10 protein-coding genes are annotated in these 14,371 nt (G+C 37.0%); 6 read left to right on the plus strand and 4 right to left on the minus strand.

Annotated features, from left to right (window positions below; all coding sequences use genetic code 11):
* Window positions 1-1,028 precede the first annotated feature (1,028 nt).
* Window positions 1,029-1,664 carry a methyltransferase family protein gene (locus I6F44_RS19165; RefSeq protein WP_165735527.1) on the plus strand — a complete coding sequence of 212 codons (636 nt, stop codon included), beginning with the start codon at window positions 1,029-1,031 and terminating at the stop codon, window positions 1,662-1,664.
* Between the two features lie 93 nt (window positions 1,665-1,757).
* Here the strand turns inward: I6F44_RS19165 and I6F44_RS19170 are convergent, their stop codons facing one another.
* From I6F44_RS19170 to I6F44_RS19180, 3 genes are read right to left on the minus strand one after another with little or no spacing between them, the layout of a single operon-like run.
* On the minus strand, window positions 1,758-3,776 hold the full coding sequence (locus I6F44_RS19170; RefSeq protein ID WP_024592033.1) for a putative bifunctional diguanylate cyclase/phosphodiesterase: 2,019 nt from the start codon (window positions 3,774-3,776) through the stop codon (window positions 1,758-1,760).
* 4 nt (window positions 3,777-3,780) lie between these two features.
* Complete coding sequence (locus I6F44_RS19175) at window positions 3,781-4,308, minus strand: YfiR family protein (RefSeq protein ID WP_007586256.1); 528 nt, start codon at window positions 4,306-4,308, stop codon at window positions 3,781-3,783.
* Between the two features lie 9 nt (window positions 4,309-4,317).
* Window positions 4,318-6,378 (minus strand): TonB-dependent receptor plug domain-containing protein, encoded by a 2,061-nt coding sequence (locus I6F44_RS19180; protein WP_197174382.1) that lies wholly within the window; start codon window positions 6,376-6,378, stop codon window positions 4,318-4,320.
* A 483-nt stretch (window positions 6,379-6,861) separates the two neighbouring features.
* Between I6F44_RS19180 and I6F44_RS19185 the strand changes: the two genes are divergently transcribed.
* From I6F44_RS19185 to I6F44_RS19200, 4 genes are all read left to right on the plus strand, one after another.
* Window positions 6,862-7,740: a sensor domain-containing diguanylate cyclase gene (locus tag I6F44_RS19185; RefSeq protein WP_121955445.1), complete on the plus strand. Its 879-nt coding sequence runs from the start codon at window positions 6,862-6,864 to the stop codon at window positions 7,738-7,740.
* A gap of 444 nt (window positions 7,741-8,184) precedes the next feature.
* Complete coding sequence (locus tag I6F44_RS19190; RefSeq protein ID WP_197174383.1) at window positions 8,185-9,201, plus strand: Kelch repeat-containing protein; 1,017 nt, start codon at window positions 8,185-8,187, stop codon at window positions 9,199-9,201.
* Entirely contained in the window at window positions 9,198-9,914 is a 717-nt protein-coding gene (locus I6F44_RS19195; RefSeq protein WP_024592028.1) for an SIR2 family NAD-dependent protein deacylase, read from the plus strand. Before I6F44_RS19190 ends, I6F44_RS19195 begins: the two co-directional genes overlap by 4 nt.
* 121 nt (window positions 9,915-10,035) lie before the next feature.
* Window positions 10,036-10,833: a response regulator transcription factor gene (locus tag I6F44_RS19200; protein ID WP_101216291.1), complete on the plus strand. Its 798-nt coding sequence runs from the start codon at window positions 10,036-10,038 to the stop codon at window positions 10,831-10,833.
* Window positions 10,834-10,905: 72 nt separating this feature from the next.
* Here I6F44_RS19200 and I6F44_RS19205 read toward each other — a convergent pair whose 3' ends face one another.
* A complete protein-coding gene (locus I6F44_RS19205) occupies window positions 10,906-12,219 on the minus strand; it encodes a M20/M25/M40 family metallo-hydrolase (protein WP_101216292.1) in 1,314 nt (437 codons plus the stop codon).
* Window positions 12,220-12,613: 394 nt separating this feature from the next.
* Here I6F44_RS19205 and I6F44_RS19210 point away from each other — a divergent pair, with 394 nt between their 5' ends.
* Complete coding sequence (locus I6F44_RS19210) at window positions 12,614-13,321, plus strand: SDR family oxidoreductase (protein ID WP_197112943.1); 708 nt, start codon at window positions 12,614-12,616, stop codon at window positions 13,319-13,321.
* The last annotated feature ends 1,050 nt before the right edge of the window (window positions 13,322-14,371 follow it).

A 14,371-nucleotide genomic window follows, 5' to 3' on the forward strand; every position in this document is an offset into this window, starting at 1 on the left:
GAAACGAAACAGCGCCGATGATAGTGTAGCATTTGCTATGTGAAAGTAGGACATTACCAGGCTTCAAATTGTAGAAAGCCCGAATCTAACGATTCGGGCTTTTTTACGTCTGCAGAAAAGTAAAATGTGCACAATTAACACACACTCACATCTACACACATCACGTAGGGCGGGCGAGCATAGCGACTCCCGACGCTAGAATCACAACAAAAACCCTCAATACCCCATTCGGCCAATAAAGTAGCATTTGCTACGTGACCCTCCACCGCTGTGGGCACTATGACATTACACAAGCTTCACATTGTAGAGCGCCCGAATCTAGAGATTCAGGCTTTTTTACGTCTGTAGAAAAGTGAAATGTGCGCAATTAACACACACTCACATCAACATCCATCACGTAGGGCGAGCGTAGCGACTCCCGACGCTAAAATCACAACAAAACCCCTCAATATCTCAGTCGGCCAATACAGCAGCATTTGCTACGTGACTTTCTACCGCTGTGCACCATGACATTACACAAGCTTCACATTTTAGAGAGCCCGTTTCAAAAAGAGTCGGCTTTTTACATTTTTAGAAAAGTGATACAGGTATTTCTCTAGAGCGAAGCGTCTCTCAGTGAATAATCTACTTAATTTAACTAGTTAAAGTGGCATCGCCGATGCGAGTGCAGTATTTCACTGTGACGTCCTAACGCTGAGGGCACTATTGCACTGTACAAAGCTTCAAATTAAAGAAAGTCCTAACCGAAATAGTCGTTTTTTTGCATATATAGAATGTAAAAATATGAGTGAATAATATCAATTCAAATATATAAGCAGATTGGTATTATATAAAAAGTATGAGATCCTCATAAATCAAAGTTATTTTAAATTAATGGTATTAGTTAATGATTACTCGTTAACAAACCTCTGACTTAACTTGTTTATGAAGGCAATGAATACTAATATAATTTCATGACCTTATAACTAAAATTTATTGAGTTAGTTGTTTTAAAATTACTACCAATAATGATTGTGAGCTGTAACTAGATGCCCTATGAAACATTTTTAGATGACTCTACTTCGCTAGTTGAATTTACACGTATTTACTTAGCTATTTTTTATACTTTTGTTGCGGGCTTTTATACATTTAGAATTATTTATAAAAATCGAGACACACCATCAGGCGTTATTTATCCCGGAGATAAGTTTTGTACTAGTTGGTGGAACCATATGGTTTTTAAGTTTTTCAGAGCTGCTATTTGGTTTATATGTGTAATTAGAGTGTTTGTACCTGAGTTAGATAGCTACCTTGGGCTATTCCCAATTCTCAATGGCTGGCCAGGTGTATTATTTGGCGATATTTTATTGAGTGCAGGTTTTATTTTGACGATGTTTGTACATTTTCATATGGCAGCACTTTGGCGTTCAGGAATTGATCCTAAGGGACCACATGAGCTTAAAACATCAGGATTATATGAATACTCTAGGAATCCGATGTATTTAGGTGTTGTAGCTGCACAGGTGGGTTTCTTTTTAGCCTTACCTAGTATATTTAGTTTGATCTGTTTAGTTATAGGTTTTACAGCTATATATCGACAAACGTTAGTTGAGGAGGCTCATTTAGCTCATCGTTTTTCTACACAATATAAAGAGTATAAACAACTAGTCCCTCGCTGGTTATAGCTTGGGATTAAGCTTTAAATACATGAATTTTTAACGCAAGAGTAAAGAAGTGTTCTGTGTTGGCTTGCTAAAATCTAGCACGATAGACATAAATTAGATCACTTCTTTTTGTTTTATATACTTTTTCATAAACTCTTGTTTAGTAATTGCCTTTGAAAAAATGTAGCCTTGAATATAATCGCAAGCAAGCAGCTTTAATAGGTCATACTGTTTTTGTGTTTCAACACCTTCCGCTACCACCATTACATCTAGGTTGTGAGCCATAGTGATAATAGCCTTAACGAGAGCAATACTATTATCGTTTGATTCAATATCGCTTATAAATGAGCGATCTATTTTTAAAATGTCTATATCTAAGCGCTGTAAATACGCCAAAGAAGAATAACCAACACCAAAGTCGTCAATCGCTATGTCTATATTAATAGTGCTTAAGCGTTTTAATTGTCGCTGTATTGACGAATCTGGATCCATTAAGGTATTTTCAGTGACTTCAATTAAAATAGTGTTGGCGGGTAGTTGGTACTTTTTACTTGCAACAATCCATTCATCCACCCAGCAACCAGCGCGGTCAATTTCAAGAGGTGATGTATTTACACTGACTTGAATTGTCTTTTCACTTAAAACATTGAATTGGACGGTATCTTGAATTGCTTGAGATTTTACCCATTGGCCGATGTCGTTTATTAATCCGTTTTTTTCAGCGACAGGTATAAATTCATTGGGGCCTATTAGGCCTCGTTCAGGGTGGTTCCAACGAATCAGGGCTTCAGCTTTTGGTACTGATTTCCCATCAATTGAAAATATAGGTTGGTAATATAATTCAAATTGGTTTTTAACAATTGCAGTGCGTATCTCTTCTATCAGGCGACGCTTTTCTGTGGCTTTTTCTTCGATAGCATAGGAGAAAAACTCATAGCGATTCCGCCCTTTATTTTTAGATAAATACATCGCTTGATCAGCACGTCTAACGAGCTCTTCTACTGTTAAACCATCAGCAGGGAAAAACGTTAAACCTATGCTTGCGGTAACATAGACTGTTTCTTTTTTTATTTTAATGCTCTGCATTAAACTACTTTTTACAGCTTCGGCAATTTTTGATGCTTCATCTGGGCTATTTACACCCTCTAAAATTAATGTAAATTCGTCTCCACCTAAGCGTGCTACTGTATCTTTTGTTGTTATACAGCTTTGCAGCCTCGTTGCTACCTGGTGTAATAATAAATCACCGTAGTCATGCCCAAGGCTGTCGTTTACTTCTTTAAAACCATCTAAATCTATAAATATAAGTGCGAATTTCATTCCTTCAACACTTATTAAGCTTTGTAGTTTCTCGTAAAAATACCGTCTATTTGGTAAATCGGTTAACCCGTCTTGGTAAGCATATTGTTGCAACTGAATATTTGCATTTTCAAGTTCATTAGTACGAAGCCTAACTTGGTTTTCTAATGAACTTTCTCTTTGCTCAATGTTGTATAGCATATCGTTAAAACAAGAGGTTAATTGTCCTACTTCATCTTGTGATAGTTGTTTAGCGCGTAAGCTATAATCATGTGACGTTGTTATTTTATTTGCTGTTTGTGCTAAATATAAAATAGGGTTTAAAAAGCGGCGCCTTAGCAAAAGGGATAAAATGAGGCTGATAGCAAAGGTAAAGACCATCAAAATCATTATAAATTTAAAGTAAAAAGTGATTCTATCTTGAATGTAACTGTTGTTAGCGCGTATTTTTAATACGCCATAATCATGCATATCGAGCTGAAGGGGGGTATTAACCTCAATGCTTTGTTCTATTTCTTCATTTTCGGCTTGAGCAATAACAAGTTGTTCACCAGTCATACTCGTTACCATTATACTAATAACATCTGAGCGTATAAGTATTGGGTCTATAAGCTCTTGTACTGCATCTATGTCATTAAACATAAGTGCAGTAGTTATATTGGGTGAAAGCATTTTAGACAGCGACCCCAGGCTTTCTATTTGTTCTTCTTGAGCGCTGGTGATTTCATAAGCACTAAATACAATGGTTACTGTAGCGGTTGATACAAGTGCGACACTCATTAAGATGAATAATAATTTTTTGCTCATTGTATTTAATGCAAATAGTTTTTTCATTGCATTACCTATCTACAACGCGTGCAAGTCGTAGTACTTTTGAACTCATAGTAATGCCTGCATCTTTAAGCTGTTGTGGTGCAATTTCAAAGCGAATTTTACCACTGGAAAGAAAGAATCTGATATGGCCGCCATTTTCAATAAATGAGTCTGTTTCACCAATGACCATAATATTTTTTAGATCTAAAGGAGTTATGTTTTGCCACTGAGCAAATGTATCTGAGGTGATAAATAGCATGTTACACGCAGATGTAGTGACTTCATCAATAGTGACTAATTTATTATGTAAAGGTAATTTTTTTATAGTGCGATTTTTTAGAGCGGTGTTAGCCACATCAATAAAGTATTTATCAGGGCTACAAATAGTAAATTGATCAAGGGGTTCTAAATGAGAATCCCAGTGTCCAAAACGTGCAAAGTTATACAAGAAGCCTGCTTTTAGCATGTATTCTTTTTCAACAGCGTCAACGCTGGTACTTAAAAGTACCAAGGCTATCAAGCTTCTGTGAATTAGACTTCTTAATTTAATCATCTAATTAGCTTAGAAATTTGCTGAAATTGTAAACGTAATACATTCATCAATATAGTTTGGTAATGTATAGGTTTCGCGCGTATTACTGTACTCAATATGTGAACCTGAAAATAGGTTTTTACCCGAAACTGCAGTAGACCACACAGGAGTAGCCTGCCAATTCCAACTAACATCTAACGTTGTGTAATTATCAGTATTATATGCATTTGAGTTTACTGCTCGTAATGTCGCAAATACGTTATGGTCAGTTGAGAATGTATAATCGGCTTTTGCAAATAACTGCCTGTTTTTAGAGTCATACCCGATAGCGGGCTCTACTCTAGGAGGTAAATCGTAGTTATAGTCGGTGTAACTGTAACCAAACTCAGTATTGAGATTATCAATTGGTTGCCATGATATTACTAAGTCGAACCCTTTAGTGGTTGTGTTTGCTACAGATGCAAAGTCTAAATCTATACGAGTCATTGTTAGTGCTTGAAATACTTCTGGAATTCTCCCTGCTAGAAATAAATCAAGTATAGGAGTGAATTGTTCAGCATGCGTATTCATATCAATAACCGCTACGTTTTTAGCATCGGTATAATAAGTAGAAAGATCTAATGACCAATCGTTAGCAGTAAAACGGTAGCCTAATTCATAAGATAGATAGTTTTCTGATTTAACTTTGTCATTACCATTTAGGTAGGTTGCAATTCGGTAGTCGTCTATTTGGCCAAAGCCTGAACTTAAACCGGTAAGATCTTTAATTTCTGTACCATTAACTTTAAAGTTGTCGTTAAACTCAATTAATGTTGGTGTACGTACACTTCGCGATATTGCGCCCCAAGTAAGGTGGTTATCTACTGGTTTGTATATAAGTCTTGCTGATGGTTGATTTTCCCAGCCAGTTAAATCGTTATGATCAAGCTTAGTACCAATAATAAAGTCGAGAGTGTCAGGAGTCACATTATATTGAGCTTGAACAAGTGCACCATATTGTTTGAGGCTATCAAAGTTTTTATCGCTATCTAAAAATACACTTTCTGCGAAAGATATAGAATTGTATCGGTAGTTCAACCCCCAATCTAACTGTAGAGATTGATATATAAAGTTCATTTGATAATCAATATCTATCGATTCAAAGTCTTCTTTAATATAATTTTGAGAGCCATTTTGTTTAAGCCAAGAAATTTGTAGCATTTGATTGGCATCTGGCGACATTCTGTTTTCAAGGTGCGCCATTATGCGCGTGTCTGTTCGCTTTAAATCATCTGAAAATGAAATGTTTTCGTTGGTTTCATCGACAACACCTCGGTAGTTTTGGCCAAGTGTGGAATGAGTTACATCACCCTGGAGTAGTGCTGACCACTCATCATTAGGGGTAAAGTCAGCTCTAAAACCTAAAGAATTTTGCTTAGTTGTGTCGTTAGGATCGAGTGAGATCCCTTTTTTTGATCCATTAGCATCTTTTAAATGACCATACACTCGGTAGCTGCCTATGTTACTTATATCACCACCGTAGCGAAGATTTGCATCAACATTTATTTGATTACCAGTTGTTACACTTGCGTATCCACCGCGAGTATCAATACTATTTTTAGTAATGATATTAATAACGCCATTATTTGCGTTACTTCCCCAAAGTAATCCGCCTTGTCCGCGTATAACTTCAATACGTTCAATATCGTACAAAGGAACGTTGAGTGTTTCCCAATAAACAGCGGCAAACTTTGGGGTATATAAGCTTTGTCCGTCAATCATAACCAATAATTTGCTTGAAAAGCGAGAGGCAATGCCTCTTGAGGAAATAGCCCATTGATTGTTATCGAGCTGACGGACAATTAAACCCGGCACCATTTTTAGTGCTTCAGGTACTGATGTAGCACCAGATTTAGTAATTTGTTCTTTACTTAATACATAAATAGATGAAGCGGTATCAAATGCTGATTGTGCTCTTTTCATCGCAGAAGTTGCTTGCACATCCATACCCATTAAAGCATCAAGATCGAGGTCTTCATCTTCAAACGGCTCAGCCATTACAAGAGGGCACACAAAAAGTAATGGCCAAAATAAACGTTGTGATATTTTCACCCAAAAGTCTCCTGCGCAATCAAAAAATAAAAAACAATGACTGTTTTTGTAATACATGTGATATCACACAATATTAACATACATTAACAGCGTAAAAGTATAAATGCGATTAAATCAAAACAACTAATTTTGTAGTAGTTAAAAAATTTAACTTAGGCCAATAAAACAGTAAAATTTAAAAAATAAAGTAGATACATTTTATACAATTACATTTATTAAAGAGTCAAAAAATAGAAGTTACTGAGAGTTATATGATTATATACTATTTAAAATTTAGTCTATTTTTGAAGGACTTCAAAGTATTTTACGCTTATTGATTATTTAACTTTGCATTTTATGCTTTTACAAGGGCGATATTAATTATACGTGCACGATTAATCTAACTTTGTATTAACTATTATTGTAGTTTCAATTACCTTTGCTTTTATTAAAGGTATATAGAATACTTAAATTCGCTTGGTTTTGCTTTGAAGGCACCAAAGTATGAAAAAAAATGAATTAATTAATGTAGAAGAAGTACTCGATTTAATGCTTGATGCGGTATGCGTGGTAGATAAACAAGGCACATTTGTTTTTGTAAGCGCAGCATTTGAGCAAATTTTTGGTTATACGGCCGACGAAGTTGTAGGCAAAAAAATGATTAACTATGTTTACGAAGGTGATCATTATAAAACGCATAATGCCGTAACTTCGCTGTTGTCTGGCGAAATGGTGAACCCTCGCTTTGAAAACCGTTGGATGAGAAAAGATGGTCAAGTAGTTCATATATTATGGTCTGTTCGTTGGTCAGAGCAACATCAAGTAAGGATCGCTGTCGCGCACGATATAACTGAACGTAAAGTAATGGAAGATCAACTCCATTATATGGCACGGCACGATGTGTTAACTGGCCTACCAAATCGTTCTTTATTGATGAATCGATTAGAAAAAGTAATTATTAGTGCAACCAGAGACAACACGTTTTTTTCTTTGCTGTTTATAGACATAAATGGCTTTAAAGCAGTAAACGATACTCACGGACATGAAATTGGCGATAAGCTTTTATGCGCTATAGCAAAAAGGCTTTCAGCGTCGGTTAGGCATTACGACACAGTAGGGCGTTTAGGCGGAGACGAATTTTTAATTATTTTAGATAACTTAAGTTCTAGCCACGAAACCGTCAGAATCAAAAATAAAGTCCTCACTGAGTTTAAAGCCGTCTTTAAGTTAGATGACGTACTACTAAATATTTCACCCAGTATAGGAATTGCAAATTACCCCGAGCACGGCCAAACAGATCACGAACTCATAAAGTATGCTGATCAAGCTATGTACAAAAATAAGCAACGAGGCTTAGATAACGTAACCTATTTACCTCAATAACTAAGCTGAACTATCACCTTAGCTTAAACAATAGTCACAGCGCCCTTAACTACAATGCCTTACTTGCCGACATATTTTTTAATATCGGTTTGACAGTGCTGCGCTAAAAAGTCGATGAAAGCACGCACTACCGTTTGCTGATAATTACGTCATAAATAAACTGTCCACAAATTATATCCAGGTGATAATGAAGTCGATTACCGTATCGGCAGTAATACATTTTTTACTAATGATGCAGGCGAAAGCAAGGTATCGGTCACTGATTATGCAACTGCAATGGTTGATGAAGCGCAAAATGCGGCGCACGTTAATAATCATATTAGTATTGCCTACTAATATGGTTACTAATCAAAAGCGTTTGATTATTTAGATATAACAATACTGGCTCACAAGGTTAAAATAATTTAATCTGAGCGTATTAATTCTTATTAAATTATTTGCCTTATGAGCCTTCTTTTTTCTCTTGCGTTAGCAAGCCTTCCCGCTTTACCAGAGCCAGTTGCTAATAATGCTGTGGCTAAAGTTACAGTACAAAACCAAACCTATTTTTTAAGCTTTATGGGGCTGGGGGGCGATAAACAATACTCGTCAGTGCATAACAAAGTGTGGGCGCTTAAAGTTGGCGATTCACAGTGGCAATCTAAAACTGGTGTGCCTTCAAGCTTGCCACTAAAAGGGCGCTTAGCAAGCACCGCAGTCGGTTTAGGCGAGTACGCCTATGTGTTTGGCGGCTATACGGTAGCAGAGGATCATACTGAAGTTTCAAGCCCCGACGTATATAAGTACGACGTAATAAAAGATACCTACACTCATCTTGCGAGCATGCCAGTACCCGTAGACGATAGCGTCGCGCTGAGCTACAAAGCGCGTTACATTTATCTAATTAGCGGTTGGCATAACGATGGCAACGTAAACTTAGTGCAAGTGTACGACACGCAAAATAATACATGGCAACAAGCCTCGCCATTTTTAGGTGAGCCCGTATTTGGCCAAGCTGCTGCAATTAGCGATAATACCATTGTTATTTGTGATGGCGTTAAAACACAAGCTAATCCTGATTCGCGTCGCTCGTTTGCAGGTGTAGCACAGTGTTTAAAAGGCACAATAGATTCAACTAATCCACAAAAAATAGATTGGCGTACGTTGCCTCATCCAACGGGCACCGCTCACTATCGAATGGCAGCTACCAGCTATAATGGCAATATTTATATGATGGCAGGCTCTAATAACCCATATAACTACAGCGCAATAGGCTACGACGGCAAACCTGCATCAGCAAGTGATCATGTTTGGCGCTTTAGTATCGAAAAAAACGAATGGCAGATTTTATCCCCAGTTGAAGTAAAGAGCATGGATCATCGTGGTTTACTTGAGCACAGCGGTGTTTTATATCGAATTGGCGGTATTGATAACAGTCAGCAAGTAAGCGCTAACGTACTCGGTTACGAGGCGCCAAAGTGAACACCCTTTACATTACCGGGGCGGGAGTCAGCGCAGCCAGTGGTATTCCCACCTTTAGAGGGGAGGATGGTTACTGGACCATAGGCAGTAAAAATTATACGCCTATGGAAATGGCAACGCGCGCAATGTACCAAAATGCCCCTAAAGAGTTTTTAGCATGGTATTACCATCGCTTTGCAGCGTATCGCAACCATGGCCCAAACGACGTACACCATTGGCTAAGTGACAAAAACCTAATTACTCAAAACATAGATGGGCTTGATGGCAAAGCGGGTAATAAAAATTACATTGCTATTCATGGCAGGCTTGATCAAATGACCTTATTTCATGAGCAAGGTGAGCCAGTCACGCCACTTGCCACCCCGTGGGATAGTGTAGAAGAAAGCCGCCTGCAAGAGTCTCTTTTTGAGCTATTTAATATTCAAAACCAAACGCCTGTGCTAAACCATTCATTTAAGCCCTTTGTTTTATTATTTGACGAGTACTACACCGAGCTTTACAGAATAACAGAAGCACAACAGCGTATGCTCAACGCCGATAAAATTGTATTTATGGGCACCTCGTTTAGCGTTAATATTACGCAAATGGCAATTGAAATAGCCCGAAATTACGACATTCCTGTTGAAGTGGTTGACCCTGAGCCTGCACATATTTTGCACGCTAACGTCACATATAAAAAAATGAATGCATTAGATTACATTCAATCTAATTAAGAAGTGCTATATTTTAAAGGGATTGATAATGTTTTCTTAAATATTACAATCTCTTTATATAATATTAACGAGTCAAAAATGTTATTATTATCCTGATTATAACAATACTAAAGAGATCTGAATGAGCGACTTAACTGCAATAGCAAACTTGTCCATTTTACTTGTAGAGCCTTCAGAGGTTCAGCAAAAAATAATAATAAAATCGCTTTTAGAAAGTGGTGTAAAACAAGTTGAAACTGCATCTACACAAACACAAGCGCTTAGCTTATTAGCAAGTTATCACCCTGATCTAGTTATAAGCTCTATGTATTTATCTGACGGGACAGCCGATTCACTATTGCAAGAAATAAGATCAAACCCTATCACCGAGCATCAACCTTTTATGCTTATATCGAGCGAGCGTAATAAAAAATACCTTGAGCAATTACGCCAATCAGGTGTGCTTGCTATTTTGCCTAAGCCTTTCAGCGCAAAAGCCATTACCCGCGCTCTTAAAGCAACTTTAGATATTATAAGCGAAGAAGAAGTAGAACTTGATCATTTTGACGTAACATTACTAAGAGTGCTGGTTGTAGATGATAGCCGCTTTGCGCGTAAACACATAATACGCGTACTTGCGGGTATGGGAATACCTGCCCCGGTAGAAGCTGTAAACGGTAAAGAAGCTATTGAGCACTTAAACAACCAATCGTTTGACTTAATTGTAACCGACTACAATATGCCAGAAATGGACGGACGAGAACTAACAGAAACCGTTAGAGGCTCAAATAGTTACTCACATATCCCTATTTTAATGGTGAGCTCAGAGGCAAACGAAACGCACCTAGCAAATATAGCTCAAGCGGGAGTTGATGCTATTTGTGATAAACCGTTTGAACCAGCCACAGTGCGAGAATTATTGTTTAAAATAATGTCTTAAAAGTAAGTACAAGCGTAGGACGGTAGGACGGTTATTATTTGGCCTACGCTTATCTTTAAAATACATTTACTATTACAGTTTTCCTAATCTATAAATGAGTAATGCAGTTTTTTTAATGTTTTTATCAAGGCTGGTTAAATCGGCTGTTTCGTTTTTAGTGTGCGCGCCGCTGCCCATTAAGCCCAAACCATCAAGCGCCATATCAACATGGCTTGCCGCAAACGAAATATCTGCAGCGCCTGCATTACGTGGGTTTGCTGCTACTACTTTGTTGAAGCCTAAATCATGGCTTGCGTCGCTGTATAATTCTAATAGCTTTTTATTGCCATCAGTTAATGCCATTGGCGGGTAACCGTCTTCAAAAATAAGCTCTGCTTTACTGCCATTTAAACTGTTGCTAGCAATAAGTTGCATTGATCTTTTTGCGTTTTCTAATTGTTTTGGTGAAAGTGCGCGTAAATCACCTGCTACATGCACGGTTTGTGCTATTACATTACTTTTACCAAACGCCGTTGCTGACGAATTAGCACTGTCGTAATCGGCATTTGTACCGCCTACAATAAGCCCCGGGTTAAACGTTAAATTAGGTTGCGTGGCAAGCTGCTCTCTAAAATCATTTAAAATACGTGATGTCTCGTAAATAGCGCCATAACCAACGTTTTCGCTAAATATTTGCGAAGAATGCGCCGCATTTGCCGTTACGTTTAGCGTCCAACCGGTATAACCACGGCGCGCCGCCATGGCAGTTTTAATATTGTTATCGCCATTTTCATAACCAAGCGCTACGTCAGCCCAAATTGCCGCATCAACAATAGCTTGTTTAGATAAGCTAAGCGGGCGACCGCTGCTTTCTTCATCGCCGGTTAGTAACACTTTTATGCTTACATTTTCGAGTAAATTAAGGGCTTGTAAGCTTTTAAGTGCAGTAATTATTACCGTGTTACCGCCTTTCATATCGGCAACGCCTGGGCCACTTGCGGTGTTTTCATCAAGCTGTTTGTAGGTAGTAAAGTTATCATTTTTGTCAAATACCGTATCTAGATGGCCGATCATCAGTATTTTTATTGCATCGGGATCATTACTCTCATGGGTTGCTAATACATGTCCTGCGCGGTTAAACGCACTGCCATCAAGCCATTCTACTTTAAAACCTATGGCTTTAAGCTGCTCGCTTGTCAGCGCACCTACTTTTTTTACACCTTCAATATTAAGCGAACCGCTATTAATATTTACGGCTTGCTTTATTTCTTGCAATGCTTGGGGAATGTTTTTATCGACCTGTTTTACTATTTCACGCTCATTTTTGTCAAGCGCAGCATGGCTTGTAAGCGGCAAGGTACTAGCAATTGTGAGAATAAGTGCATGGCTAAATTTTAAAAATGACATAACAGCATAATAAGTGAGAAATAAGAATATTTAATATGAAGTAAAAATCCAGAGTATTCAATAGAAGTAGGTTGCGATTTTTAACTAATTTTATAAGCAATAACGAGTTACAGGTTTAAGGGTTATAGAGTGAACGCGTTATTAGTTTAAACACAGGTATTTAAATATAACCACTTAACTAATAATCAACCTGTGCAACTAAACAGCAATTTGCCTGATATTACTGACCTCCACCATTTTGGATTTTTGCTACATTTAGAAAAGTTGAGACTGAACTAACTGTTTACAAATACTTATTTTATAGCTAGGGTAAAACCATTGTAATATAAGAACATTTGTCATTTTTAGGCGACAAATGTCGTAGACTAAATTGTAAGATTTATAGGTATAAACAATGAATAACTTAGTTGTATTAATAACGGGTGCTAATAGGGGAATCGGTTTCGAATTAGCCAGACAATACCTTATAAATGGATGGACAGTAATTGCTACCTGTAGAGATCTAGAAACGGCGGTTGCTCTAGTTTCATTGAAAGGTAAGTTTCCAAATAAATTGTCTATTGAACTAATGGATATCACTTGCCCTGAAAAAATTAAGACGTTGGCAAGTAAACTTAATGAGGAAAATATTAAATTAGATTTAATAGTAAATAATGCGGGATATTTGGATCGAGAAAACACAAGTATCCATACTATTAATTACGCTAATGCCGAAATGTGTTTTAAGGTGAATTCACTTGGACCACTATATTTAACTCATTGCTTTTTACCTTTAATAAATAAAAAACGCTTATGTAAGATAGCCGTTATTTCTTCTGCTATGGGATCTTTGTCGCTAGAACAAAGTGTGGATTGGTATGGTTATCGAATGTCTAAAGCAGCAGCCAATATGCTAGTAGTGAACTTATCACAAGAACTTGTTAATGATAATGTGGCTGTGGTAGCTGTTCACCCCGGTTGGGTTCAAACCGATATGGGTGGCTCTACAGCAAGTGAAAATGTTGTAGATTCGGCTCTTGGAGTTATGAACGTTATTCTGAATTTATCTATTGATAATACGGGAAAGCTTTATAGTTTTAATGGTGATGAGTTACCGTTCTAATAAATATAACAACACGCTATGAGGTGGATAACTAGTAAAGTCAGCTATTAATTGCAAATTTTAAAACTGCTGAGCCTCTTCGTTTTAAGGCTATTAAATACGTCAATTCATCGTAGGGTGTTAACGCGGTTTAAGATCCATAACCCATTCATGCAGCGCTCTAGGTATGTAAGTGAGAAATAAGAGTATTTAACATGAAGTAAAAATACACAGGATTCAATAGAAGTAGATTGTGATTTTTAACTAATTTTATAAGTAATAACGAGTTACAAGTTTAAGGACCATGGGGTGTACGCATTATTGGTTTAAACACAGATATTTAAAATATAACCTGTTAACTAAGTAGCCATTATTACAACATAGCAATATGTCTTATATTACTGATCTCCACCATTTTGGGGTTTTGCTACATTTAGAAAAGGTAAGGCGAATCTAACTAACTGTTTACAGTTGTTTATTTTATAGCTAGGATAAAATCATTGTAATATAAAGACATTTGTCGGTTTGTAAAACGACAAATGTCGTAGACTAAATTGTTATGTTTCAATCATGGAAGGTGCAAATAAATATGTTTGGTTTTATATTTAAATATATATTCTTTAGTATTATTAACGTCGTTTTATTCCTTCTAGCAAGTTTTGCTTTAATGGCGTTGCTACCTGAAACTATCGTAAATGGAGATACATTCGAGTTGGTCTATGGAATAGTTTTTATTTCTTTTTTAGTTCTAACTGGCTTTGTAGTAAACCATCAAATCACCCCAAAAGTTGGCTTTATCGAAGGCTGGAAACTTGGGTTTCTAAGTATAAAAATGTATATTAAGCCCTGAGTAACTGAAACATAAAAAGAATTTCAAGCAGGACAAAATATAGTTGGCTTTTGTTCACTCCGTTCACCTATTTTAGCCAACTATATTTTGCCTCTTAAATGGGCGTTGAGGTTGTAGAATTACTCTTTTTAGGAACGTATTCTACTATTTCAAATTGATTGCTTTTTAACCTTGAACCCATCCGTTCGCTGTGATCTAATAGATATTATTCACCCACGGTA

This window comes from Pseudoalteromonas sp. NZS11_1 (genome assembly GCF_015864275.1).
GTDB classification, from domain to species: domain Bacteria; phylum Pseudomonadota; class Gammaproteobacteria; order Enterobacterales; family Alteromonadaceae; genus Pseudoalteromonas; species Pseudoalteromonas arctica.

Bases quoted from the DNA above. Each gene is read 5' to 3' on its own strand.
- I6F44_RS19165 (WP_165735527.1), top strand. From the start codon at position 1,029: ATGCCCTATGAAACATTTTTAGATGACTCTACTTCGCTAGTTGAATTT.
- I6F44_RS19170 (WP_024592033.1), bottom strand. From the start codon at position 3,776: ATGAAAAAACTATTTGCATTAAATACAATGAGCAAAAAATTATTATTC.
- I6F44_RS19175 (WP_007586256.1), bottom strand. From the start codon at position 4,308: ATGATTAAATTAAGAAGTCTAATTCACAGAAGCTTGATAGCCTTGGTA.
- I6F44_RS19185 (WP_121955445.1), top strand. From the start codon at position 6,862: ATGAAAAAAAATGAATTAATTAATGTAGAAGAAGTACTCGATTTAATG.
- I6F44_RS19190 (WP_197174383.1), top strand. From the start codon at position 8,185: ATGAGCCTTCTTTTTTCTCTTGCGTTAGCAAGCCTTCCCGCTTTACCA.
- I6F44_RS19200 (WP_101216291.1), top strand. From the start codon at position 10,036: ATGAGCGACTTAACTGCAATAGCAAACTTGTCCATTTTACTTGTAGAG.
- I6F44_RS19205 (WP_101216292.1), bottom strand. From the start codon at position 12,219: ATGTCATTTTTAAAATTTAGCCATGCACTTATTCTCACAATTGCTAGT.
- I6F44_RS19210 (WP_197112943.1), top strand. From the start codon at position 12,614: ATGAATAACTTAGTTGTATTAATAACGGGTGCTAATAGGGGAATCGGT.